Genomic DNA, 25980 nt, shown 5'->3' with positions numbered 1-25980 from the left:
GAATGGGAAAAAATAAAAACAAGAAGAAAAAAGGTGTAGGAAGAATTATCAAGCTATTTAGAAATTACGGATATATTTCTACGGATAGTTTTGGTCAAGAAGGTGAGGAACTTCCATTTCAGTTTACTCCCGAGATGATAAAGGAAATAGATGGTATTGAGTACATTGAATATAGCAAAGAGGTAGAGTTTAATATAAAAAAAGGAGTGAATCTTAGAGATAAGAAAATTAGAGAAGCTGGTGACTTAAAGTTTGATTCTCGAAATTTAATTCAGGAAAAGCGTGTGGAATCAAAGTCCTATTTGGAACAAGTAAAAGAAAAATTTGATTTGTTTAATATTCAACTACCAACCAAAAATCAAATGGAAAACGAAATCAGAGAGTTTGAAGCTATAGTTGATCAGTCTACTGCTTCCAAGTTAAAAAAACTTTATGATTCTATTTTGGTAGATGATGATGCTATTTTATATGAATATCTGAAAAAAATTGGTTTTCAACCTTATATGTTAGATTATCTTGTTAATGGGTTTTTTATTGAAAAAAACTTAGGCAACTCTAAAATTATTGATGTCAAACATATTATTAAAATTGATGATATTGACAAAGTATTCAGAGAAAAGATATTAAGATGGATATTAGGAATTGAAAATTCATATAAGAGCTTATTAAGCAGGTTATCCACTCAGAGAGAGGGTGGAAATGAGATTGCTGTTAAAGTGGTAAAATATTGGAAAAACTCTACTGACAATGTTAAGATGGGTCAATATAAGAGAGCTCAAAATCGATATAAGTATCTAAGTTACTCAGATAAATTTGATTATATTAATTCCGATATAATACCATTAGATGACTTAATGGATCAAATGGATCTAAGTACTTTAGAATCTTTGCTTGTTAAGTTTGATGATTTTTCAAGAGAAAGTATTTCAACAGGGGGGCGTTTATTAACTCCTTTTGTTAGAGATATTGTTTTACATAAAGCAGTACTTTCAGACTTAAGAATTATAAGAAATGCAGCGGCACATGGAAGGTTTGTGATTCCAACTATAGTAAATCCTGACTATAATCCTAACTGGGATTTGGAGTTTGATAACCCTCTTGAAAGAACTAAAATTAAAGATTGGTTCATATTTAGTTATCTAAAACAGGTACTGATGTCCCAAGGATTTGACGAGCTTATATCAGTTAAGGTTGCACAAACCATTTTTGGTAATCCCTACAGAAAAGCTTGGTTTGAACTTAATTTTATTTATCATCGATTCATTAGTCTTTTTGATGAGAAAATGTATAATGATTTTAAAAACGAATCGAATTATTTCTTAGATTATGCCAGTGATTATGATAGAAATGAACAAGAAAAAAATGTCAATCCTATTTTAAAAGATATTGGAGACTTATCAACGCTTCCTCTGGATTTTCCTCCAGCTTATAGAATAATAGCAAATGAAGCATCACTTGCAGAACAAACAGCAATTCTTCATTTTTATCAAACAGGAATACATCTACAGAAGTATTTTTGATTTTTACTATTTTGAAACAATATCCCACACGAAAAATTACCTTCCCCAGTCCTAAAACAAGAAACCATACTTGAAGAATATCTTGTCTAGCGGGAAATAACTCAAAACACACATGTGTGTTTTGAGTTATTGGAGCAAAATACGAATATTTAGATATGTTCTGAATTATTTTAGAGCAAAAACTTAAAAATACATCATTGAAAGAGGAGTTTTATGAAAAAAGAATATGGAATCACGAGTTTAACTGTACGCAATTTAGAAAACAACGAATTCTTCCAACTTCTATCTGAGAGCAAGGACGAGTTGGGGGCTTTTACAAAAGCCAATAAGTCTGAGCAGGTTTACGCAACGAAACTAGGGGGTATGGAGAAACTTCTTGAGACCTTGCAATCTGGTTTGCACCGTTCCAAGGCCAGTCAAACGGTGGCTAGTCTGGAAGCGTCTGATCGTGAGCGTGATGATGCGCTTTCTACCTTGACTGGTTTGGTCAAGGCCTTCTCTCGTGTGAAAGAGGCGAGTAGTAAGGAAGCTTACGACAAACTCAGCAAACTTTTCAAAAATTATGCTGGGCTAGCGAGCATGAGCTACGAAAAAGAGACAGAAGCTATTAACCATTTGCTTAAGGAGCTAAAAGATACTGACTACCAAACTGCCCTTTCAACCCTGCATTTGACAACTCATGTAGAAACCTTGACAAAGGCGCAGGCTCAGTTTGAAAAAGCCTATAAGGAGCGCTTGGCTGAGCAAAAAGGCAAGGCACCTAGTCAAAACAAGGAAGTCCGTGCAAAACTACAAGAAATCTATGACTTCCTTGTGGATTTTACTGCAATCAACGCCTATGCTTATCCAGATAAAAAGCAGTATGCCGATCTCCGTGACCATCTCAACGCTATCCGTAGTCGCTATAAAAAATTAACACCAAAGAAAAGCAAGCAAGAAGCAGATAACTAATATCCGATAAAACGAGAAGGTATTGATATGAGAACAGAGACAGAAATGCTTGATGTGATTTTACAGACTGCCAAAACTTTACAAGTCGAGGCTGTCGCTATTTCTGGTTCACGGACTGATACAAAAGCGCCAAAAGATGAGTTTCAAGACTATGATGTTGTTTATATCGTGGACGATTTAGATAATCTGACGAGTGACCTTGCTTGGTTGGACCAGTTTGGCAACCGTCTGATTGAACAGTATAATGTGCTGGGAAACCGTCGACTTTATCTTATGCTCTTTGAAGATGGCAATCGGATAGATTTGACCCTTTGCCCCAAAGACCACATCCAAGAGTGGGTGGATAGTGAAGCTGATTATACAGTTTTGAAAGATGAGAAAGGCTTGTTTGAATCCTATACTACAAGTCCAGAGCGTTACTGGACGAATCCAGCTAGCCCGATTGATTTTGAAAAAGCCTGCAATGAATTTTGGTGGGTTTCTGCCTATGTAGTGAAGGGCATTTGTCGAAATCAGCTCATCTATGCGACTGACCATCTCTATGGTATTTGCCAACAAGAACTCTTGAAGATCTTGGCTTGGCAGGTCGCAAGTGATAAGGGGACTGTCGATATCGGTAAGAACTATAAGTATCTTTTCCAGTATTTACCTACAGAGAAAGAGAAGGAGTTCTCAAATCTGCTTGATTTTTCAAGTATAGAAAAAAACACTCAATCCCTATTCTCTACAATGAATCTCTTTCACAGAGAAGCTAAAATCCTTGCTCAAAAGATGGGATTTGACTATGATAAGGAAGTGGCTGAGAAGATGATTGAGTATGCTGAAAAGAGACTTTCCAATCGTTAACTTATAAAAACGTATTTTAAACTACAGAAAGGATAGTTTGGTTCTAGTAACTGAACACAGGACTAATCCTTTCTACATCCTTTTATCATTACACATACTCTAGATTCTTTGAAAGGAGTTGAACACGCTCTAAATGCTGTGTGAAAAAGATAAATTCTCTTGCGAACATCGCTCGCTTTAAGAATTTCCTATTTTTACTTTGCATTTTACGGGCTTAGTATCCTATGTCTAACATTCAAAACATGTCCCTTGAGGACATCATGGGAGAGCGCTTTGGTCGCTACTCCAAGTACATTATTCAAGACCGGGCTTTGCCAGACATTCGTGATGGCTTGAAGCCGGTTCAGCGTCGTATTCTTTATTCGATGAATAAAGATGGCAATACCTTTGATAAGAGCTACCGTAAGTCAGCTAAGTCTGTCGGTAACATCATGGGGAATTTCCACCCCCACGGCGACAGTTCTATCTATGATGCCATGGTTCGTATGTCTCAGGACTGGAAAAATCGTGAGATTCTAGTTGAAATGCATGGTAATAACGGTTCCATGGATGGTGATCCGCCTGCGGCGATGCGTTATACTGAGGCGCGCTTGTCTGAGATTGCTGGTTATCTTCTTCAGGATATCGAGAAAAAGACAGTTCCTTTTGCTTGGAACTTTGACGATACCGAGAAAGAGCCGACGGTTTTGCCAGCAGCCTTTCCCAACCTCTTAGTCAATGGTTCGACTGGGATTTCGGCTGGATATGCTACGGATATTCCACCGCATAATTTGGCTGAGGTTATCGATGCGACAGTTTACATGATTGACCATCCGACTGCCAAGGTTGATAAACTCATGGAATTCTTGCCTGGACCAGACTTCCCTACAGGAGCTATCATCCAAGGGCGTGATGAAATCAAGAAGGCTTATGAAACTGGGAAAGGGCGCGTGGTTGTTCGTTCTAAGACGGAGATTGAAAAGCTAAAAGGCGGTAAGGAGCAAATCGTTATCACTGAGATTCCTTATGAAATCAATAAGGCCAATCTGGTCAAGAAAATCGATGATGTTCGTGTCAATAACAAGGTGGCTGGTATTGCTGAGGTTCGTGATGAGTCTGACCGTGAAGGTCTTCGTATCGCTATCGAACTCAAGAAAGATGCTAATACCGATCTCGTTCTTAACTATCTCTTCAAATATACTGACCTACAAATCAATTACAACTTTAACATGGTGGCGATTGACAATTTTACGCCTCGTCAGGTTGGGATCGTCCCAATCTTATCTAGCTATATAGCCCACCGTCGTGAAGTGATTTTGGCTCGTTCCCGCTTTGACAAGGAAAAGGCTGAAAAACGCCTCCATATCGTTGAAGGTTTGATTCGCGTGATTTCGATTTTGGACGAAGTCATTGCTCTTATTCGTGCTTCTGAGAACAAGGCTGACGCTAAAGAAAATCTCAAGGTCAGCTATGAGTTTACTGAGGAACAGGCTGAGGCCATCGTTACCTTGCAACTTTACCGTTTGACCAATACAGACGTGGTTGTCTTGCAGGAAGAAGAAGCAGAACTTCGTGAAAAGATTGCCATGCTTGCTGCTATCATTGGTGATGAACGGACTATGTACAATCTCATGAAGAAAGAGCTTCGTGAGGTTAAGAAGAAATTTGCGACTCCACGTTTGAGTGCTTTAGAAGATACAGCAAACGTAATTGAGATTGATACAGCGAGCCTCATCGCAGAGGAAGATACCTATGTCAGCGTGACCAAGGCAGGTTACATCAAGCGTACTAGCCCACGTTCCTTTGCGGCATCCACTCTGGAAGAAATTGGCAAGCGTGATGATGATCGTTTGATCTTTGTTCAATCTGCCAAGACAACACAGCACCTCTTGATGTTCACAACTCTTGGAAATGTCATCTATCGACCAATCCATGAATTGGCAGACATTCGCTGGAAGGACATCGGAGAGCATCTGAGCCAGACCATTACAAACTTTGAAACTAACGAAGAAATTCTCTATGCAGAAGTAGTGGAGCAGTTTGATGATGCGACAACCTACTTTGCAGCGACTCGCCTTGGTCAAATCAAGCGTGTAGAACGAAAAGAATTCTCTCCATGGAGAACCTATAAGTCGAAGTCTGTTAAGTACGCTAAGCTCAAAGACGAGACAGACCAGATTGTAGCAGTGGCTCCGATTAAACTAGATGATGTTCTTTTGATTAGTCAAAACGGTTATGCCCTTCGTTTCAATATCGAAGAGGTTCCGGTTGTTGGTGCCAAGGCTGCGGGTGTCAAGGCTATGAACCTGAAAGAAGATGATGCACTTCAGGCTGCCTTTACCTGTAACACTTCATCCTTCTACCTCTTGACCCAACGTGGAAGCTTGAAACGCGTTTCCATTGAGGAAATTCCAGCGACCAGCCGTGCCAAACGAGGACTACAAGTCTTGCGTGAGCTAAAAAATAAACCGCATCGTGTATTCTTGGCTGGAGCAGTTTCAGAGCAAGGATTCGTTGGTGATCTTTTTAGTACAGAAGTAGAAGAAAACGACCAAACGTTACTTGTCCAATCTAACAAGGGAACAATCTATGAAAGCCGATTGCAAGACCTCAACTTGTCAGAACGTACTAGCAATGGAAGCTTTATTTCAGATACTATTTCAGATGAAGAAGTTTTCGATGCTTACCTCAAAGAAGTCTTTAAAGAAGATAAAGCAAATTCTTAAAAAGAATCAGTCCAGAGGGCTGATTTCTTTATGTTGAAAAAATTTTCTGAAAATTACAAATAATACTTGAAATTTTACTAGAAAAGTGTAGAATAGAACACATAGTTTGAATAGTACAAAGGAGAAATACATGACAGTTGCAATTGATTGGGAAAACCTTGGATTTGCTTATATGAAATTACCTTACCGTTATATCGCTTACTACAAAAATGGTCAATGGAATCAAGGAGAATTGACAGAGGATGCAACCTTGCATATTTCAGAGTCTTCTCCAAGTCTCCACTATGGACAGCAAGCATTTGAGGGATTGAAAGCCTATCGTACTAAGGACGGCAGTGTTCAATTGTTCCGTCCTGACGAAAATGCTAAGCGTTTGCAACGTACTTGTGACCGTCTTTTGATGCCACAAGTTCCGACAGAAATGTTTGTAGAAGCTTGTAAAGCAGTTGTGCGTGCAAATGAAGAATACGTCCCACCATATGGAACAGGTGGAACCCTTTATCTTCGTCCTCTCTTGATTGGTGTCGGAGATATCATCGGGGTAAAACCAGCAGAAGAGTACATTTTCACTATCTTTGCTATGCCAGTTGGAAATTACTTTAAGGGTGGATTGGTTCCAACCAATTTCTTGATTCAGGATGAATACGACCGTGCAGCTCCAAATGGTACGGGTGCGGCCAAGGTAGGTGGGAACTATGCTGCTAGTCTCCTTCCAGGTAAAATAGCCAAGTCTCGCAACTTTTCTGACGTTATCTACCTAGACCCATCTACACATACAAAGATTGAAGAAGTCGGATCAGCCAACTTCTTTGGAATCACGGCAGACAATGAATTTGTTACGCCATTGAGTCCATCTATCTTGCCATCCATTACCAAGTACTCTTTGCTTTACTTGGCAGAACACCGCTTGGGCTTGACACCGGTTGAAGGTGATGTTCCGATTGACAATCTGGATCGTTTTGTAGAGGCAGGTGCTTGTGGTACAGCAGCGGTTATTTCGCCAATTGGGGGAATCCAGCACGGTGACGATTTCCATGTTTTCTATAGTGAAACAGAAGTAGGTCCTGTTACACGTAAACTCTATGATGAATTGACGGGTATCCAATTTGGTGATGTAGAAGCACCAGAGGGATGGATTGTCAAAGTGGACTAAAAGATATGAAGTAAAGAAGAACTCCATAGCAGTTGTAATGGCTGAAATGGAGTTTTTTCTTGCTAGTTTGAGCATTTTCTTGTACAATAGAAAAAGTGAAAAGAGGTAAAGTATGAGTAAAAAAGATAAGAAAATTGAAATCCAATTAACAGATGCAAAAGTGACTGTTGGAAAAGACAGTTATGAAGGTTACGTTTTGACAATCGGGAAAAAGGTCATTGGTGAAATTGCCGAATTAGATAGTCAATTTGCCATCATAAAGAATGGAAATGTCGATAGTTTTTATAAAAAACTTGAAAAAGCTGTGGAAATTTTGATTGAAAACTATAATTTAACAAAATAATGCTTGTTTTTTTGAAAATTTCATGATATAATAGTTTTCGTTAAGCATTGGAGAGATAGCGAAGAGGCTAAACGCGGCGGACTGTAAATCCGCTCCTTCGGGTTCGGGGGTTCGAATCCCTCTCTCTCCATCTCATCATTGGGGTATAGCCAAGCGGTAAGGCAAGGGACTTTGACTCCCTCATGCGTTGGTTCGAATCCAGCTACCCCAGTTCTTAGGTAATAAATTCAAGATAAAAAGAAAAATATCTTAGGGTATTTTATTTTTATATTGAAAGACGTGAACAATACGAACATGTTCTTGCGGGTGCTTAGGAAAAAAATTATAAGTATGTCAAGTTTTGGAAAAGACTTGATTGTTGGAGGATTTTTTAGATGAACGAATTTGAAGATTTGCTAAATAGCGTTAGCCAAGTTGAGCCTGGTGATGTTGTTAGTGCTGAAGTATTGACAGTTGATGCGACTCAAGCTAACGTTGCAATCTCTGGGACTGGTGTTGAAGGTGTCTTGACTCTTCGCGAATTGACAAACGATCGCGATGCAGATATCAATGACTTTGTGAAAGTAGGAGAAGTATTGGATGTTCTTGTACTTCGTCAAGTAGTTGGTAAAGATACTGATACAGTTACATACCTTGTGTCTAAAAAACGCCTTGAAGCTCGCAAAGCATGGGACAAACTTGTAGGACGCGAAGAAGAAGTTGTTACTGTTAAAGGAACTCGTGCCGTTAAAGGTGGACTTTCAGTAGAATTTGAAGGTGTTCGTGGATTTATCCCAGCTTCAATGTTGGATACTCGTTTCGTACGTAACACTGAGCGTTTCGTAGGTCAAGAATTTGATGCTAAAATCAAAGAAGTTGATCCTAAAGAAAACCGTTTCATCCTTTCACGTCGTGAAGTTGTTGAAGCAGCTACTGCAGCAGCTCGTGCTGAAGTATTCGGTAAATTGGCTGTTGGCGATGTAGTAACTGGTAAAGTTGCTCGTATCACTAGCTTTGGTGCTTTCATCGACCTTGGTGGAGTTGACGGATTGGTTCACTTGACTGAATTGTCACACGAACGTAACGTCTCACCTAAATCAGTTGTAACTGTTGGTGAAGAAATCGAAGTGAAGATCCTTGATCTTAACGAAGAAGAAGGACGCGTATCACTTTCACTTAAAGCAACAACACCTGGACCATGGGATGGCGTTGAGCAAAAATTGGCTAAAGGTGATGTAGTAGAAGGAACAGTTAAACGTTTGACTGACTTCGGTGCATTTGTAGAAGTATTGCCAGGTATCGATGGACTTGTTCACGTATCACAAATTTCACACAAACGCATCGAAAATCCAAAAGAAGCTCTTACTGTTGGTCAAGAAGTTACTGTTAAAGTCCTTGATGTTAACGCTGACGCAGAACGTGTATCACTTTCTATCAAAGCTCTTGAAGAACGTCCAGCTCAAGAAGAAGGACAAAAAGAAGAAAAACGTGCTGCTCGTCCACGTCGTCCAAAACGTCAAGAAAAACGTGATTTCGAACTTCCAGAAACACAAACAGGATTCTCAATGGCTGACTTGTTCGGTGATATCGAACTTTAATCAAATTGATAATCACAAAATCCTTTGTTTAAAACAAGGGATTTTTCTTTTGTCTCTTTCCCATTTTTGATATAATAGTTCTATGTTAGATTCAGAAAAACAATCACAATATCAATTGTTAAATGAGGAACTCTCTTATTTGCTTGACGGTGAGAGCAATGTTCTTGCCAATCTTTCGAATGCTAGTGCCCTCCTAAAATCTCGCTTTCCCAATACTGTATTTGCAGGGTTTTATCTGTTTGATGGTAGCGAGTTGGTTTTAGGGACTTTTCAGGGTGGTGTTTCTTGTATTCGCATTCCGCTTGGGAAAGGCGTTTGTGGAGAAGCTGCTGAGTTTCAAGAGACTGTTTTAGTTGGCGATGTGAGCACCTATCCAAACTACATTTCTTGTGATAGTATGGCCAAGAGTGAAATCGTGGTTCCCATGCTCAAGAATGGTCGATTGCTGGGGGTCTTAGACCTAGATTCTTCACTTATTGATGATTACAATGCCATTGACCGTGATTACTTGGAACAATTTGTCGCTATTTTGCTTGAGAAGACAGAATGGGACTTTACGATGTTTGAGGAGAAAGCCTAATGTATCAAGCACTTTATCGAAAATATAGAAGCCAGACTTTTTCACAACTGGTAGGTCAAGAGGTTGTGGCTAAAACCCTAAAACAAGCGGTCGAGCAGGAAAAGATTAGTCATGCCTATCTTTTCTCAGGCCCTCGTGGGACTGGGAAGACCAGTGTGGCCAAGATTTTTGCCAAGGCTATGAACTGTCCGAACCAAGTGGACGGAGAACCATGTAATAACTGCTATATCTGTCAGGCTGTGACAGAAGGTAGCTTAGAAGATGTTATCGAAATGGATGCAGCTTCGAATAACGGAGTCGATGAAATCCGTGAAATTCGTGATAAATCCACCTATGCACCTAGTTTGGCACGTTATAAGGTCTACATTATCGACGAGGTTCATATGCTGTCTACAGGAGCCTTTAATGCACTTTTGAAGACCCTAGAAGAACCAACCCAGAACGTTGTCTTTATTTTGGCGACTACCGAATTGCACAAGATTCCAGCAACTATTTTATCGCGTGTCCAACGTTTTGAGTTTAAATCGATTAGAACGCAAGATATCACGGCACACATTCATCATATTTTAGAAAAAGAAAATATCAGTTCTGAACCAGAGGCTGTGGAAATCATTGCTAGACGAGCTGAAGGTGGGATGCGGGATGCCTTGTCTATTCTGGACCAAGCCTTGAGTTTGACTCAAGGGAATGCTTTAACTACAGCTATCTCTGAGGAGATTACAGGCACCATTAGTCTATCAGCACTTGATGACTATGTGGCCGCCTTGGCCCAACAGGATGTCCCCAAAGCACTCGATTCTTTGAATCTTTTGTTTGAAAATGGCAAGAGCATGACACGTTTTGTGACGGATCTCTTGCAGTATTTGCGTGATCTACTGGTTGTTCAGACAGGTGGCGAAAATACTCATCATAGTCCAGTTTTTATAGACAATCTAGCTCTTTCTCAGGAAAGTCTCTTTGAAATGATTCGTCTAGCGACAGTGAGTTTAGCAGATATGAAGGCCAGTTTGCAACCTAAGATTTATGCTGAAATGATGACCATTCGTTTAGCGGAAATTAAGCCTGAATCTGCGGTTTCGGGAGCTGTTGAAAGTGAAATTTCTGCACTGAGACAGGAAGTCGCCCGTCTCAAACAAGAGCTTGCTAATGTAGGAACAGCTCCTAAACAAGTTGCCCCAGTCCCTAGTCGTCCAGCCACTTCCAAGACAGTCTATCGAGTGGATCGCAACAAAGTTCAGTCTATTCTGCAAGAAGCTGTTGAAAATCCTGATTTGGCACGACAAAACTTGATTCGCCTCCAGAATGCGTGGGGAGAAGTGATTGAAAGTTTAGCTGGTCCTGATAAGGCTCTTCTGGTTGGTTCTCAACCAGTTGCGGCCAACGAACACCATGCTATTTTAGCTTTTGAGTCTAATTTCAATGCAGGGCAAACCATGAAACGGGATAACCTCAATACCATGTTTGGCAATATTCTCAGCCAGGCGGCTGGATTTTCACCTGAAATCCTGGCAATTTCCCTAGAGGAATGGAAAGAGGTTCGTGCAGCATTTTCAGCTAGAAACAAGTCTTCTCAATCAGATCAAGAGGCGGAAGAAGAAAGCCTAATTCCAGAAGGATTTGAATTTCTGGCTGATAAAGTCATGGTCGAAGAAGACTAAAAGTGGATTTCATGGTACAATAATCCTATGACTAGACAACAATTTATCGTGATAGCACTATTTACTGCTGCTGAGACTTATTTTTTCAATGAAGCTTGGATGACGGGTCGCTATTTCATGACAGCCTTTTGGGCCATTCTACTTTTTCGAAATTTTAGGTTAAGTTATGTAATGGGGAAAATAGTAGATGCCATTGATCAGCACCTAAACCGCAAGGATTAGTCACTAGCTTCTAAACAAAATCAAAGCCTTTTAGGCTTTTTTTTGTTATACTAGTAGAGTATATTTATTGACCTTTTGTCCTATTTTTTAGGGATTGTAAGCAATTTCCTAAAGTATTGAGCAAAATGTTTGAAAAAGAAAGGAACTATCATGTCAGTATTAGAGATCAAAGATCTTCACGTTGAGATTGAAGGAAAAGAAATTTTGAAAGGAGTCAATCTGACTCTGAAAACAGGAGAAATCGCAGCTATCATGGGACCAAATGGTACTGGGAAATCGACTCTTTCAGCAGCTATTATGGGTAACCCTAACTATGAAGTCACAAAAGGTGAGGTCTTGTTTGATGGCGTAAACATTCTTGAGTTGGAAGTGGACGAACGTGCGCGTATGGGACTTTTCCTTGCTATGCAATACCCATCAGAAATTCCTGGAATTACCAACGCTGAGTTTCTTCGTGCAGCCATGAATGCTGGCAAAGAAGATGATGAAAAGATTTCAGTTCGTGAATTTATCACTAAACTAGACGAGAAAATGGAATTGCTCAACATGAAAGAAGAAATGGCAGAGCGTTACCTCAACGAAGGTTTCTCAGGTGGTGAGAAAAAACGCAATGAAATTCTTCAACTCTTGATGTTGGAACCAACTTTTGCCCTTTTGGATGAGATTGACTCAGGTCTTGATATTGACGCCCTTAAAGTTGTATCGAAGGGTGTCAATGCCATGCGTGGTGAAGGCTTTGGGGCTATGATCATCACTCACTACCAACGTCTCTTGAACTACATCACACCAGACGTGGTACACGTAATGATGGAAGGTCGTGTGGTCCTTTCTGGTGGTCCAGAATTGGCTGCCCGTTTGGAGCGTGAAGGATACGCAAAACTAGCTGAAGAACTTGGCTACGACTACAAGGAAGAATTGTAATTCCCTCGTATCTTTTAGGAGAAGTAAATGTCTAAAGAAACTATTAAACTTTTTTCAGAAATGCACGCTGAACCAAGCTGGTTAGCTGACCTCCGTCAAAAAGCTTTTGATAAGATTGAGAGTTTGGAATTACCAGTTATCGAGCGTGTGAAATTTCACCGTTGGAATCTGGGAGATGGAACCATTACAGAAAGTGAACCATCAGCAAATGTTCCCGACTTCACAGCTCTAGACAATCATTTGAAGTTGGTTCAAGTAGGAACGCAAACAGTTTTTGAACAAATTCCAGTTGAGTTGGCTGAACAAGGTGTAGTCTTTACAGACTTCCACTCAGCTTTAGAGGAAATTCCAGAACTTATCGAGGAGTTCTTCATGTCATCAGTCAAATACGACGATGACAAGTTGGCGGCCTACCACACTGCTTACTTTAATAGTGGAGCTGTCCTCTACATTCCTGATAATGTTGAAATTGCTGAACCAATCGAAGGGATTTTCTACCAAGAAAGCGACAGCGATGTGCCATTTAACAAGCATATTTTGATTATCGCTGGTAAAAACAGCAAGATTAGTTATCTGGAGCGTTTAGAATCACGTGGTGAAGGTAGTGCTAAAGCAACTGCCAATATTACAGTGGAAGTGATTGCGCGTTCTGGCGCTCAAGTGAAATTTGCGGCTATCGACCGTCTAGGAGAAAATGTCACGACCTACATTAGCCGTCGTGGTAAGTTGGGCAATGATGCAAGTATTGACTGGGCAATTGGTGTCATGAACGAAGGGAATGTCGTTGCGGACTTTGATAGCGACTTGATTGGGAATGGTAGCCATGCTGACCTTAAAGTCGTAGCCCTATCAAGCGGCCGTCAGGTGCAAGGGATTGACACTCGCGTAACAAACTACGGTTGCAACTCTATCGGAAATATCCTCCAACATGGGGTTATTCTTGAAAAAGCAACTTTGACCTTCAACGGTATCGGACATATCATCAAGGGAGCTAAGGGAGCAGATGCCCAACAAGAGAGCCGTGTTCTCATGCTTTCAGACCAAGCGCGTTCAGATGCCAATCCAATTCTTTTGATTGATGAAAATGATGTTACTGCAGGTCACGCGGCTTCTATCGGGCAGGTAGATCCAGAAGATATGTACTATCTCATGAGCCGTGGTTTGGACAAGGCAACTGCAGAGCGTTTGGTTGTTCGCGGTTTCCTTGGCTCTGTTATCGTGGAGATTCCAGTCAAGGAAGTTCGTGATGAAATGATAGCAACTATCGAAGAAAAATTGTCAAAACGCTAAGGGGAAGCCTATGTTAGATGTAGAAGCGATTCGCAAAGATTTTCCAATTTTAGACCAGGTTGTCAACGATGAACCTTTGGTCTATCTGGACAATGCTGCGACGACACAAAAACCACTAGCAGTTCTTGAAACAATCAACCGCTACTATGAGCACGACAATGCCAATGTCCACCGTGGTGTTCATACCTTGGCAGAACGTGCGACATCTTCCTATGAAGCCGCTCGTGAAACCATTCGTAGGTTTATCAATGCAGGCTCTACAAAGGAAGTTCTCTTTACTAGAGGAACGACAACTAGTCTTAACTGGGTAGCACGGTTCGCTGAAGAAATCTTGACTGAGGGAGACCAGGTCTTGATTTCCGTCATGGAACATCATTCCAATATCATTCCTTGGCAGGAGGTCTGTCGCAAGACTGGAGCGGAGCTTGTCTATGTTTATCTCAAGGATGGAGCTCTGGATATGGATGATTTGCGAGCTAAATTGACTGATAAAGTCAAGTTTGTCTCCCTAGCTCACGCCTCAAATGTTCTTGGTGTGGTTAACCTAATCAAAGAAATCACGCAAATGGCGCACCAAGTTGGAGCCATCATGGTGGTGGATGGTGCTCAATCTACGCCTCATATGAAGATTGATGTCCAGGACTTGGATGTGGACTTCTTTGCCTTTTCGGGTCACAAGATGGCTGGCCCGACAGGTATCGGTGTTCTGTACGGAAAAGAGAAGTATTTAGAACAAATGTCACCCCTTGAATTTGGTGGAGAGATGATTGATTTCGTCTATGAGCAATCTGCTAGTTGGAAGGAATTGCCTTGGAAATTTGAGGCTGGAACGCCAAATATGGCAGGTGCAATCGGACTTGCTGCTGCAGTGGATTATCTTGAAAACATTGGTATGGATGCGATTGAAACCCATGAACAAGAGTTGATTGCATACGTCTATCCAAAACTGCAGGCAATTGAAGGTTTGACCATTTACGGATCGCAGGACTTGGCTCAACGTTCGGGAGTGATTGCCTTTAACCTAGGCGATCTCCATCCTCACGACCTTGCTACGGCTCTGGATTATGAAGGAGTAGCCGTTCGTGCGGGTCACCATTGTGCCCAACCCTTGCTTCAGTATTTAGAAGTCCCAGCAACAGCTCGCGCAAGTTTTTATATCTACAATACCAAGGCAGATTGCGACAAACTAGTCGATGCCTTACAAAAGACAAAGGAGTTTTTCAATGGCACTTTCTAAACTAGATAGCCTTTATATGGCAGTGGTAGCAGACCATTCGAAAAATCCACATCACCAAGGGAAGCTGGAAGATGCTGAGCAAATCAGCCTCAATAATCCAACCTGTGGGGATGTCATCAACCTCTCTGTCAAGTTTGACACAGAGGACCGTTTGGAAGATATTGCTTTTCTAAATTCAGGATGCACGATTTCAACTGCTTCTGCTAGTATGATGACAGATGCCGTTTTAGGGAAGACCAAGCAAGAAATTCTAGAACTTGCAACCATCTTTTCTGAAATGGTTCAAGGGCAAAAAGATGATCGTCAAGACCAACTCGGGGATGGCGCCTTCTTGTCAGGTGTTGCCAAATTCCCGCAACGAATCAAATGTGCGACTCTGGCTTGGAATGCCCTTAAGAAAACAATTGAAGATCAAGAGAACAAGTAAGACAAGTTTCTTTTGTCTTATTAAGTCAGTAGAAATGAAGAATGAAAGAAAGGATATTATGGCTGAAGAAAGAGTAGAACCAAAACCAATTGATCTTGGTGAATATAAATTTGGTTTCCATGATGATGTAGAGCCTGTCCTATCGACAGGAAAAGGACTCAACGAAGGTGTCATTCGTGAACTATCAGCTGCTAAGGGAGAACCTGAGTGGATGTTAGAATTCCGTTTGAAGTCTTATGAAACCTTTAAAAAAATGCCCATGCAAACTTGGGGAGCAGACTTGTCAGAGATTGACTTTGATGATTTGATCTACTACCAAAAACCATCTGACAAACCAGCCCGTTCTTGGGATGATGTACCTGAAAAGATTAAAGAAACCTTTGAACGTATCGGTATTCCAGAAGCTGAACGTGCTTATCTAGCAGGAGCCTCTGCCCAGTACGAGTCGGAAGTGGTTTACCATAACATGAAAGAAGAATTTGAGAAGTTAGGTATTATCTTTACAGATACGGATTCTGCCCTCAAGGAATACCCAGACTTGTTTAAACAATACTTTGCGAAGTTGGTACCACCGACTGATAACAAGTTGGCGGCCCTCAACTCAGCAGTATGGTCGGGTGGAACCTTTATCTACGTGCCAAAAGGTGTCAAGGTAGATATTCCACTTCAAACCTATTTCCGTATCAATAACGAAAATACAGGTCAGTTCGAACGTACCTTGATTATCGTTGATGAGGGAGCAAGCGTCCATTACGTAGAAGGATGTACAGCACCAACATATTCTAGCAACAGCTTGCACGCTGCCATTGTAGAAATTTTCGCTTTGGACGGAGCTTATATGCGTTATACAACCATCCAAAACTGGTCTGATAATGTCTATAACTTGGTAACAAAACGTGCCAAAGCTTTGAAAGATGCGACTGTTGAGTGGATTGATGGTAACTTGGGTGCCAAAACAACCATGAAATACCCATCTGTTTATCTAGATGGAGAAGGAGCGCGTGGTACCATGCTCTCTATCGCCTTTGCCAATGCTGGGCAACACCAAGACACGGGTGCCAAGATGATCCACAACGCACCGCATACAAGCTCGTCTATCGTTTCTAAATCCATCGCTAAAGGCGGAGGGAAGGTTGACTACCGTGGACAAGTAACCTTTAACAAGAACTCTAAGAAATCTGTTTCTCACATCGAGTGTGATACCATTATCATGGATGACTTATCAGCGTCAGATACCATTCCTTTTAATGAAATTCACAACTCACAAGTTGCTTTGGAGCACGAAGCCAAAGTATCTAAGATTTCAGAAGAACAACTATACTACCTCATGAGTCGTGGTTTGTCAGAATCTGAAGCTACTGAGATGATCGTTATGGGATTTGTCGAACCCTTCACAAAAGAACTTCCAATGGAATACGCAGTTGAGCTGAACCGCTTGATTAGCTATGAAATGGAAGGGTCTGTTGGGTAAGAATATGCAAAATCTGAACAGGAATCCTTCCTGTTCAGATTTTTTTCAAAAAAGAACCTAATAAATATTCACAAAAGTGCTTTTATATGGTAAAATAAAACAATTACATTTAGTGGAGATGAAGTATGAATATTTTTAGAACCAAGGATGTTAGTCTGAAACAGACAGAGATGCATCGCCATTTGAAATTGTGGGATTTGATTCTATTAGGGATCGGTGCCATGGTAGGGACGGGGATTTTCACCATTACAGGAACAGCGGCAGCTACCCTAGCTGGTCCATCACTAGTGGTTTCCATCGTGATTTCTGCCCTATGTGTTTCTTTATCAGCGCTCTTTTTTGCAGAATTTGCCTCGCGTGTGCCTGCAACTGGGGGTGCGTATAGTTATCTCTATGCGATTTTAGGAGAATTACCAGCATGGATTGCTGGCTGGTTGACCATCATGGAATTTATGACAGCTGTTTCAGGTGTGGCGTCTGGTTGGGCAGCTTATTTTAAGGGCTTACTCAGTAATTATGGTATTTCCATGCCCCAAGCCTTAAATGGTACTTTTAACCCCGAACAAGGCACCTATATCGACCTTTTACCTATTTTGGTGCTTGCTTTGGTAACAGGATTGGTTTTATTAAATTCCAAGGCAGCCTTACGCTTTAATTCGCTTTTAGTGGTCTTGAAATTCTCAGCTCTCGCCTTATTTATCCTAGTTGGTATTTGGTACATCAAGCCTGAAAATTGGTCGAATTTTGCTCCCTTTGGCTTTGGTCAACTATATGGGGGAAGTACTGGGATTATGGCAGGTGCCTCTTTGATGTTCTTCGGTTTTCTCGGATTTGAGTCTATTTCCATGGCAGTTGATGAAATTCAAAATCCGCAAAAGAATATTCCTCGTGGAATTGTCTTTTCTCTGACGATCGTCACCATTCTCTATGCTTTGGTAACCTTAGTATTGACAGGGATTGTTCACTACAGTAAGCTCAATGTGGACGATGCAGTAGCATCTTCATTACGGAGTATTGGTATCGGCTGGGCGGCAAATTATGTTTCGCTTGTAGCCATTCTCACCCTGATAACCGTATGTATCTCCATGACTTATGCATTGTCTCGGATGTTTTATAGCTTAGCACGCGATGGACTTTTACCTCAAAGTTTTAAACAATTAAGCAAGACCAGTCGCGTTCCTAAAAATGCGACCATCTTAACAGGAGTTGCTTCAGCCCTTGCAGCTGGAGTCTTTCCTCTAGCCAGTATTGCAGCCTTCTTAAATATCTGTACCTTAGCTTATCTCATTTTGCTAGCCTACGGGATAATAAAACTCAGAAAGGATAAGGGCATGCCAAAAGAAGGAGAGTTTAAAACTCCCTTGGTGCCACTTTTGCCAATTCTTTCCATTCTTATCTGTGTTTCCTTTATGCTTCAATATAGTCTAGATACTTGGCTTGCCTTTGGTATTGCTCTTGTAGTTGGTCTAGTCATTTACTTTACTTACGGGTTCCGTCATTCAACCCTCGCAGAAGAAGAATAAAAGCTGGGATTTCCCAGCTTTTTTAATCTTTTACATAAGTAAATCCTTCCCCCAGAATTTCATGAGCCTCTGTGATGGTGATAAAGGCTTGAGGATCGACTTGGTGAATCACATCCTTCATTTTAACGATTTCATTTCGACCGACGATACAGTAGATAATTTTTAAATCCTTTTTGCTGTAGTAACCTTGACCAGATATAAAGGTTACGCCGCGTCCGAGTTCATCGTTAATTTTTTCGGCTAACCGATCTGGAAATTGAGTTATAATCATAAATCCTTTACCAGCATAACCTCCTTCACCGATCAGGTCGATAACACGAGCGATGATAAAGTCAAATAAGAGGGTATAGGTAACCAGACGAAGGTCCTGGAAGATGATCAAAATTAACATCAGGATAAAAAAGTCAATCCCAAAAAGCAATTTTCCAATTGAAATATTGGTGTATTTGTTGAGGATGCGAGCAACAATATCTGATCCACCTGTTGTACCACCAGCATTAAAGATAATTCCTAAACCAACTCCCAGTAAAACACCAGAAACTAAAGAGACAATAATGAGATCACCTTGCAAGTCAAATTGTAAAGGAATTCGTTCAAAGACAGCAAGCCAGATCGAGAGGGAAATGGTTCCCAAAAGGCTGGAGTAGAGAGTTTTCGGACCAAAAATCTTCCAGGCCAAGATAAAGAGAGGGATGTTAATCAAGAGATTCATCACTGAGACAGGGATTTTAAAGAGGTAGAAGGTAATCAAGGTAATACCTGTCGCACCACCTTCAAATAGATGATAGGGAACTACAAAATAGGTAAGACCAAAGGCATAAATAGCTGCCCCAAGTATGATAGTGACAATAGGCTGAACTTTTCGGATCATAACTTTCCCTCGCTTTTCTATAGATAGATTATACCAAAATTCCAAGCTTTTTCATTGGATTCATCATGATTTTTTAACAATTTTTTGATATAATAAAGGTGATAAATCCCTATCTTATTGAGAAGAATAGAAAGATTGAAGATATGACACAAGTAAAAATTGTAACGGATTCCTCTGTTACTATTGAACCAGAAGTGGTTAAAGAATTAAATATCACCGTTGTTCCTTTATCTGTGATGATTGATGGTATCCTTTATTCTGATGCAGATTTGAAAGAGGGAGAATTCCTTCATCTCATGCAAGAGAGTAAAAATCTGCCTAAAACCAGTCAGCCTCCAGTGGGAGTATTTGCTGAAGTTTTTGAAGAACTAGGTAAAGACGGCAGTCAGATACTCGCTATTCACATGTCCCATGCCTTGTCTGGGACTGTTGAAGCTGCTCGCCAAGGAGCAAGCCTCTCTAGCGCTGATGTGACCGTTATTGATAGTTCTTTTACTGACCAAGCTATGAAGTTTCAAGTTGTTGAAGCTGCAAAACTTGCCCAAGAAGGAAAAGATTTGGAAACTATCCTAGCTCATGTAGAAGACTTCAAGAATCATACGGAACTCTATATCGGCGTTTCAACATTAGAAAACCTAGTTAAGGGTGGACGTATCGGACGTGTGACAGGATTACTAAGTTCACTCTTGAACATTCGTGTAGTAATGCAGATGAAAAACCACGAACTCCAACCAATCGTAAAAGGGCGTGGTTCGAAAACTTTCAAAAAATGGCTTGACGAGTTGGCTGAGACCCTTTCTCATAAATCCGTTGCGGAAATTGGAATTTCCTACGCTGGTACAAATGAATGGGCCAATGAGATGAAGAATGTTTTACAAACTTATGTCGAAAAACCAATCTCAGTACTGGAAACAGGCTCTATCATTCAGACACATACAGGCGAAAATGCATGGGCTATCTTAGTTCGATATCATTCCTAAAAAAATAGAGAAAAATCGTTAGAAATAGCGTTTTTGACTTGACCTGTGGGCAATTTTAGGATATGATTATATTTGTTAATTAGAAATTATTTGGAGGAATTATTAACATGGCAAACAAACAAGATTTGATCGCTAAAGTAGCAGAAGCTACAGAATTGACTAAGAAAGATTCAGCAGCAGCAGTTGACGCTGTATTTGCAGCAGTAACTGAATACCTTGCAGCTGGTGAAAAAGTTCAATTGATCGGTTTTGGTAACTTTGAAGTTCGTGAGCGTGCTGCACGTAAAGGTCGCAACCCACAAACTGGTAAAGAAATCAAAATCGCAGCTTCTAAAGTTCCAGCATTCAAAGCTGGTAAAGCTCTTAAAGACGCTGTTAAATAATGAATTTTCAAAAAGCCTATTGTATCAAGCTTTCTAGCTTGTGCGACAGGCTTTTTTTGTTGCTTTGGGGTATTTTTGGGGCAAAAAGAAAAAGGTTCCCATGAAATGAGAACCTTATTTTAATTGTTATGTGACTATTAGTCCGTCTCGCACCGCAAGGTGCGAGACAAATAAACCACCCGCTATGCGGGTGCGCGTCGAAGTTTATACCCAAAAAAACTCCAAACGCGATACAATAAAGGTGTTCAAGCCAATTGTAAAGCGAAAGGAGAAAAATATGGCACAAAAGGCACATAGTTTATCACACACAAAGTGGATGTGTAAATATCACATTGTGTTCACCCCTAAGTATAGACGAAAAGTAATTTATAATCAATATCGAAGCAGTTTGGGAGAAATATTCCATCGATTATGTAGTTATAAAGGTGTTGAGATTATCGAAGGTCACTTAATGCCAGACCATGTACATATGTTAGTCAGTATTCCACCGAGGATAAGTGTTTCAAGTTTCATGGGGTATTTAAAAGGTAAAAGTGCACTCATGATGTTTGACAAACACGCCAACCTCAAGTACAAGTTTGGGAATCGGCATTTCTGGGCAGAAGGTTATTATGTAAGTACAGTAGGGCTTAATGAAGCCACAATTAAGAAATATATTCAAGAACAGGAAAAGCATGATATAGCACTAGATAAATTAAGTGTAAAAGAATATGAGGATCTCTTTAGGGATAGTGGTAAGTAATACTAAAGCCTCTTTAAGAGGTAAGTGACGAGTCAAGAGCAATGAGGCTTGAACAACGTGAAAGCCAGCGCCTTTAGACGCTGGCTGGTAATTTGGGCTTATAGCCCTGGTGCAAACCACCCGTTAGACGGGTGGTTATGATTAGTTTTTAGAAGCTGCTTGGAACTCAGGATTTTTCCATGCTTCATCAATGATTGCTTGCAATTCTTTAGCAGATGCTTGCATTTTTTGAGTTTCCGCATCGTTCAATGGGATGTTTACTGGACGAACGATACCGTGTGCACCAACGACAGCTGGTTGACCGATAAAGACGTTTTCAACTCCGTATTGACCTTCTTGGAATACAGAAAGTGGAAGTACTGCATTTTCGTCATCAAGGATTGCTTTTGTGATACGAGCAAGCGCTACGGCGATACCATAGTATGTAGCTCCTTTTTTGTTGATGATTGTGTAGGCAGCATCACGAACACCTTCGAACAATTCAATCAATTCAGCTTCTTGAACGTTTTGAGTGTCTTTAAGGAATTCTTCAAGGTTTACACCAGCGATGTTGGCGTGTGACCAAACGGCAAATTCAGAATCTCCGTGTTCACCCATGATGTAGGCGTGAACTGAACGAGCATCAACATCCAATTTTTCAGCAAGTGCTTGACGGAAACGTGCTGAGTCAAGTGAAGTACCTGAACCGATAACGCGTTCTTTAGGAAATCCAGAGAATTTCCAAGTTGAGTAAGTCAAAACGTCAACTGGGTTAGCCGCAACAAGGAAGATACCATCAAAACCTGATTCAACAACTTGTGTTACGATTGATTTGTTGATAGCCAAGTTTTTACCTACAAGGTCAAGGCGAGTTTCACCTGGTTTTTGAGGAGCACCTGCAGTGATAACAACAAGGTCAGCGTCTGCACAGTCAGAGTACTGAGCAGCGTAGATTTTTTTAGGTGAAGTGAAGGCAAGGGCGTGGCTAAGGTCAAGCGCATCACCAACAGCTTTTTCGTGTAATTGTGGAATTTCGATAATTCCAAGCTCTTGTGCAATTCCTTGGTTAACAAGTGCGAAAGCGTAAGATGAACCCACGGCACCGTCACCAACAAGGATCACTTTTTTGTGTTGTTTAGTTGAAGTCATTATCTAAACATCTCCTTCATTTTTTTTAGGGGAATCCCCAGACACTTTCATTCTATCACTTTTAAAAAGCTTTGTCACGAATATTCTATTCGGTTATCGATGTAAACGTTTTAGTAGTTTCAGAAGCCTGAAATAAAGGACATTTTATGGTATAATATATCTAATTACTAATAGTGAAATGAGGCATTTATTAATGCAGGATAAAAATTTAGTGAATGTCAATCTGACAAAGGAGATGAAGACCAGCTTTATCGATTACGCCATGAGTGTTATCGTAGCGCGGGCCCTTCCTGATGTTCGAGATGGCTTAAAACCTGTTCACCGTCGTATTCTTTACGGAATGAATGAATTAGGTGTTACACCAGACAAACCTCATAAAAAATCAGCCCGTATTACAGGGGATGTTATGGGTAAATACCACCCACACGGGGATTCATCTATTTATGAAGCCATGGTTCGTATGGCTCAGTGGTGGAGCTACCGTTACATGCTTGTCGATGGGCATGGAAACTTTGGTTCCATGGATGGAGACGGTGCTGCCGCACAGCGTTACACTGAGGCACGTATGAGCAAGATTGCTCTTGAAATGCTTCGTGATATCAATAAAAACACAGTTGATTTCGTAGACAACTACGATGCTAACGAACGTGAGCCCTTGGTCTTGCCAGCTCGTTTTCCAAACCTTTTGGTCAATGGGGCAACTGGGATTGCCGTAGGGATGGCTACCAACATTCCACCTCACAACTTGGGTGAAACCATTGATGCAGTGAAGTTGGTTATGGATAATCCTGAAGTGACGACTAAGGACTTGATGGAAGTCTTGCCCGGTCCAGATTTTCCAACTGGTGCTCTTGTCATGGGGAAATCAGGTATTCATAAGGCATATGAGACTGGTAAAGGATCGATTGTTCTTCGTTCTCGTACAGAGATTGAAACCACTAAGACGGGTCGCGAACGGATTGTTGTAACGGAATTTCCTTACATGGTCAATAAAACTAAGGTGCATGAACATATTGTTCGTTTGGTTCAGGAAAAACGTCTTGAGGGCATTACAGCAGTACGTGATGAATCCAACCGTGAAGGGGTTCGCTTTGTAATCGAGGTTAAACGCGACGCGTCTGCCAACGTTATCCTTAACAACCTCTTCAAGATGACCCAGATGCAAACCAATTTTGGTTTCAACATGTTGGCGATTCAAAATGGCGTGCCAAAAATCTTGTCCCTTCGTCAAATTTTGGATGCTTATATCGAGCACCAAAAAGAAGTGGTTGTTCGCCGCACTCGTTTTGACAAGGAAAAAGCAGAAGCGCGTGCGCACATTTTAGAAGGTCTTTTAATTGCACTAGACCATATCGACGAAGTGATTCGTATTATCCGTGCTAGTGAAACGGATGCGGAAGCCCAAGCCGAATTGATGAGCAAGTTCAAGTTTTCTGAACGTCAAAGTCAAGCTATCCTTGATATGCGTCTTCGTCGTTTGACAGGATTGGAACGTGATAAGATTCAGTCTGAATATGATGAATTGATTTCCTTGATTGCAGATTTGGCTGATATTCTTGCCAAACCAGAGCGTGTGGCGCAAATCATCAAAGACGAATTGGATGAGGTCAAACGCAAGTTTGGTGACAAACGTCGTACTGAGTTGATGATTGGAGAAGTCTTAACTCTTGAAGATGAAGATTTGATTGAAGAAACGGATGTCTTGATTACCCTATCTAACAAGGGCTATATCAAACGTTTGGACCAAGGTGAGTTTACTGCTCAAAAACGTGGTGGCCGTGGAGTTCAAGGTACCGGAGTTAAGGATGATGACTTTGTGCGTGAGTTGGTTTCAACCAGCACCCATGATCATTTGCTCTTCTTTACCAATAAAGGACGCGTATATCGACTGAAAGGTTATGAAATCCCTGAATATGGTCGTACAGCCAAAGGATTACCAGTTGTCAATCTTTTGAAGTTGGACGAAGGTGAGAGCATTCAGACCATTATCAACGTTGAGTCTGAACGTAGTGATGATGCTTATCTTTTCTTCACAACCCGTCACGGTGTCGTGAAGAGAACCAGTGTCAAAGAATTTGCAAATATTCGTCAAAATGGACTCAAAGCCTTGAATCTCAAGGATGAAGACGAATTGATTAATGTCTTGCTGACAGAAGAAGATACGGATATTATCATTGGTACCAAGTTTGGATATGCTGTTCGTTTTAATCAATCAGCTGTTCGTGGCATGAGCCGTATCGCGACAGGTGTTCGAGGAGTCAATCTTCGTGAAGGAGATACTGTAGTTGGTGCTAGCGTGATTACAAACCAGGACGAAGTCCTTATCATCACTGAAAAAGGTTATGGTAAGCGTACCCTTGCTACTGAATATCCAACTAAAGGTCGTGGTGGTAAAGGGATGAAGACAGCCAATGTTGCTGAGAAGAATGGTCCTCTTGCAGGTCTCCTCACTGTTAAAGGAGATGAAGACCTGATGATTATCACAGATACAGGTGTCATGATCCGTACAAATGTTGCCAATATTTCACAAACAGGACGCTCAACTATGGGAGTGAAGGTGATGCGTCTAGACCAGGATGCTAAGATTGTGACCTTTACAACGGTTGCTGCGGCAGAAAAAGAAGAGGTAGCAACAGAAGAGAGAACAGAGGGTGAAGCATAATGTCTCACAGAAAAATAAAAAGTAAGAAGAATAAGCGTAGGAATCTATTTCTCAATATTTTAGCCGGTTTCTTGATTCTTCTTTCCCTAGCCTTGATTTTTAATTCAAAGATTCGAGATCTCTTTATGGTTTGGAATACCAATAAATACCAAGTCAGTCAGGTGACTAAGGAAAAGATTGAAGAGAATAAAGAAACAGAGGGAAATTTTGATTTTGATTCTGTCAAATCCATCTCATCAGAAGCGGTGTTAGCTGCTCAGTGGGATGCTCAGAAACTTCCTGTTATTGGAGGTATCGCTATTCCTGAGGTGGAGATTAACCTCCCTATTTTCAAAGGGTTGGATAATGTAAACTTGTTCTATGGAGCAGGAACCATGAAAGCAAATCAGAAAATGGGGGAGGGCAACTATTCTCTAGCTAGTCACCATATCTTTACTGCTGAAAATGCGAGTCAGATGCTCTTTTCACCTTTGGTCAATGCCAAAGCGGGGATGAAAATCTATCTGACTGATAAAGATAAAGTATACACCTATGAGATTCGTGAGGTGAAGCACGTGACGCCTGATCGCGTAGATGAAATCGAGGATCGTGAAGGAGTTAAGGAGATTACGCTGGTAACCTGTGTGGACTATAATGCGACAGAGCGAATTATTGTTAAAGGTGATTTTAAAGAAGTTAAAGCATATTCAGAAACATCTGATGATATCCTAAGCGCCTTTAATCAGCCATATAAACAACGTTATTAACCTCAAAAACCAGTGAATTGTATTTTTCGCTGGTTTTTTGTCAA

23 protein-coding genes and 2 tRNA genes are annotated in these 25980 nt (G+C 40.8%); 23 read left to right on the top strand and 2 right to left on the bottom strand.

What is annotated here, in order from left to right; translation table 11 throughout:
* Positions 1–2 precede the first annotated feature (2 nt).
* The 18 genes from ACVBD2_RS06380 (at position 3) to ACVBD2_RS06295 (ending at position 18424) form a co-directional block, all read left to right on the top strand.
* On the top strand, positions 3–1520 hold the full coding sequence (locus ACVBD2_RS06380; protein WP_461685430.1) for an Abi family protein: 1518 nt from the start codon (positions 3–5) through the stop codon (positions 1518–1520).
* A 213-nt stretch (positions 1521–1733) separates the two neighbouring features.
* Positions 1734–2471 (top strand): DUF6261 family protein, encoded by a 738-nt coding sequence (locus tag ACVBD2_RS06375; protein WP_461685429.1) that lies wholly within the window; start codon positions 1734–1736, stop codon positions 2469–2471.
* 27 nt (positions 2472–2498) lie between these two features.
* The gene (locus ACVBD2_RS06370) at positions 2499–3317 is read left to right on the top strand and encodes an aminoglycoside 6-adenylyltransferase (protein WP_461685428.1); all 819 of its coding nucleotides are present in this window, start codon (positions 2499–2501) and stop codon (positions 3315–3317) included.
* Positions 3318–3541: 224 nt separating this feature from the next.
* Complete coding sequence (gene parC, locus ACVBD2_RS06365) at positions 3542–6022, top strand: DNA topoisomerase IV subunit A (protein ID WP_068981919.1); 2481 nt, start codon at positions 3542–3544, stop codon at positions 6020–6022.
* A 106-nt stretch (positions 6023–6128) separates the two neighbouring features.
* Entirely contained in the window at positions 6129–7175 is a 1047-nt protein-coding gene (locus ACVBD2_RS06360; RefSeq protein WP_080641297.1) for a branched-chain amino acid aminotransferase, read from the top strand.
* Positions 7176–7287: 112 nt separating this feature from the next.
* Positions 7288–7518 (top strand): DUF2969 domain-containing protein, encoded by a 231-nt coding sequence (locus ACVBD2_RS06355; protein WP_000037107.1) that lies wholly within the window; start codon positions 7288–7290, stop codon positions 7516–7518.
* A gap of 49 nt (positions 7519–7567) precedes the next feature.
* Positions 7568–7648, top strand: a tRNA-Tyr gene (locus ACVBD2_RS06350).
* A 9-nt stretch (positions 7649–7657) separates the two neighbouring features.
* A tRNA-Gln gene (locus ACVBD2_RS06345) sits at positions 7658–7729 on the top strand.
* Between the two features lie 163 nt (positions 7730–7892).
* Positions 7893–9095, top strand: coding sequence for a 30S ribosomal protein S1 (gene rpsA / locus ACVBD2_RS06340; protein WP_001001617.1), 1203 nt, complete (start codon positions 7893–7895; stop codon positions 9093–9095).
* An 82-nt stretch (positions 9096–9177) separates the two neighbouring features.
* The gene (locus ACVBD2_RS06335) at positions 9178–9675 is read left to right on the top strand and encodes a GAF domain-containing protein (protein ID WP_461685427.1); all 498 of its coding nucleotides are present in this window, start codon (positions 9178–9180) and stop codon (positions 9673–9675) included.
* Positions 9675–11333 carry a DNA polymerase III subunit gamma/tau gene (gene dnaX / locus ACVBD2_RS06330; protein ID WP_461685426.1) on the top strand — a complete coding sequence of 553 codons (1659 nt, stop codon included), beginning with the start codon at positions 9675–9677 and terminating at the stop codon, positions 11331–11333. The genes ACVBD2_RS06335 and dnaX overlap by 1 nt, the downstream gene beginning before the upstream one ends.
* 27 nt (positions 11334–11360) lie before the next feature.
* Positions 11361–11555 carry a DUF3272 family protein gene (locus ACVBD2_RS06325; RefSeq protein WP_437195638.1) on the top strand — a complete coding sequence of 65 codons (195 nt, stop codon included), beginning with the start codon at positions 11361–11363 and terminating at the stop codon, positions 11553–11555.
* 150 nt (positions 11556–11705) lie between these two features.
* Complete coding sequence (sufC, locus tag ACVBD2_RS06320) at positions 11706–12476, top strand: Fe-S cluster assembly ATPase SufC (RefSeq protein WP_000114489.1); 771 nt, start codon at positions 11706–11708, stop codon at positions 12474–12476.
* A gap of 27 nt (positions 12477–12503) precedes the next feature.
* Positions 12504–13766 carry a Fe-S cluster assembly protein SufD gene (sufD, locus tag ACVBD2_RS06315; RefSeq protein WP_461685425.1) on the top strand — a complete coding sequence of 421 codons (1263 nt, stop codon included), beginning with the start codon at positions 12504–12506 and terminating at the stop codon, positions 13764–13766.
* A gap of 10 nt (positions 13767–13776) precedes the next feature.
* Positions 13777–15003, top strand: coding sequence for a cysteine desulfurase (locus ACVBD2_RS06310; RefSeq protein ID WP_461685424.1), 1227 nt, complete (start codon positions 13777–13779; stop codon positions 15001–15003).
* Positions 14990–15430 (top strand): Fe-S cluster assembly sulfur transfer protein SufU, encoded by a 441-nt coding sequence (gene sufU / locus ACVBD2_RS06305; RefSeq protein WP_125449318.1) that lies wholly within the window; start codon positions 14990–14992, stop codon positions 15428–15430. Before ACVBD2_RS06310 ends, sufU begins: the two co-directional genes overlap by 14 nt.
* A 58-nt stretch (positions 15431–15488) precedes the next feature.
* A complete protein-coding gene (gene sufB, locus ACVBD2_RS06300) occupies positions 15489–16901 on the top strand; it encodes a Fe-S cluster assembly protein SufB (RefSeq protein ID WP_000797062.1) in 1413 nt (470 codons plus the stop codon).
* A gap of 125 nt (positions 16902–17026) precedes the next feature.
* Positions 17027–18424 (top strand): APC family permease, encoded by a 1398-nt coding sequence (locus tag ACVBD2_RS06295; RefSeq protein WP_461685423.1) that lies wholly within the window; start codon positions 17027–17029, stop codon positions 18422–18424.
* A gap of 22 nt (positions 18425–18446) precedes the next feature.
* On the opposite strand, the gene ACVBD2_RS06290 is transcribed toward ACVBD2_RS06295, so the two are convergent.
* Positions 18447–19295, bottom strand: a complete 849-nt coding sequence (locus ACVBD2_RS06290) for a YitT family protein (protein WP_461685422.1) — start codon at positions 19293–19295, stop codon at positions 18447–18449.
* A 143-nt stretch (positions 19296–19438) separates the two neighbouring features.
* Between ACVBD2_RS06290 and ACVBD2_RS06285 the strand changes: the two genes are divergently transcribed.
* The 3 genes from ACVBD2_RS06285 to tnpA all read left to right on the top strand — a co-directional run bounded on the left by ACVBD2_RS06285 (position 19439) and on the right by tnpA (position 21400).
* Positions 19439–20275: a DegV family protein gene (locus ACVBD2_RS06285; RefSeq protein ID WP_461685421.1), complete on the top strand. Its 837-nt coding sequence runs from the start codon at positions 19439–19441 to the stop codon at positions 20273–20275.
* A gap of 107 nt (positions 20276–20382) precedes the next feature.
* On the top strand, positions 20383–20658 hold the full coding sequence (locus ACVBD2_RS06280) for an HU family DNA-binding protein (RefSeq protein WP_001284636.1): 276 nt from the start codon (positions 20383–20385) through the stop codon (positions 20656–20658).
* 277 nt (positions 20659–20935) lie between these two features.
* On the top strand, positions 20936–21400 hold the full coding sequence (gene tnpA, locus ACVBD2_RS06275; RefSeq protein WP_000057439.1) for an IS200/IS605 family transposase: 465 nt from the start codon (positions 20936–20938) through the stop codon (positions 21398–21400).
* A 141-nt stretch (positions 21401–21541) separates the two neighbouring features.
* On the opposite strand, the gene ACVBD2_RS06270 is transcribed toward tnpA, so the two are convergent.
* Complete coding sequence (locus tag ACVBD2_RS06270; RefSeq protein ID WP_000204720.1) at positions 21542–22528, bottom strand: L-lactate dehydrogenase; 987 nt, start codon at positions 22526–22528, stop codon at positions 21542–21544.
* Between the two features lie 193 nt (positions 22529–22721).
* Here ACVBD2_RS06270 and gyrA point away from each other — a divergent pair, with 193 nt between their 5' ends.
* Together gyrA and ACVBD2_RS06260 are read left to right on the top strand one after the other, a co-directional pair.
* Entirely contained in the window at positions 22722–25190 is a 2469-nt protein-coding gene (gyrA, locus tag ACVBD2_RS06265; RefSeq protein ID WP_461685420.1) for a DNA gyrase subunit A, read from the top strand.
* Positions 25190–25936 carry a class A sortase gene (locus tag ACVBD2_RS06260; RefSeq protein WP_461685419.1) on the top strand — a complete coding sequence of 249 codons (747 nt, stop codon included), beginning with the start codon at positions 25190–25192 and terminating at the stop codon, positions 25934–25936. The genes gyrA and ACVBD2_RS06260 overlap by 1 nt, the downstream gene beginning before the upstream one ends.
* Positions 25937–25980: the final 44 nt, after the last annotated feature.

It is taken from the genome of Streptococcus sp. KHUD_018, assembly GCF_054861215.1.
Note: the sequence above shows the minus strand (reverse complement) of the source record. Positions and strands in the feature narration are given on the sequence as shown.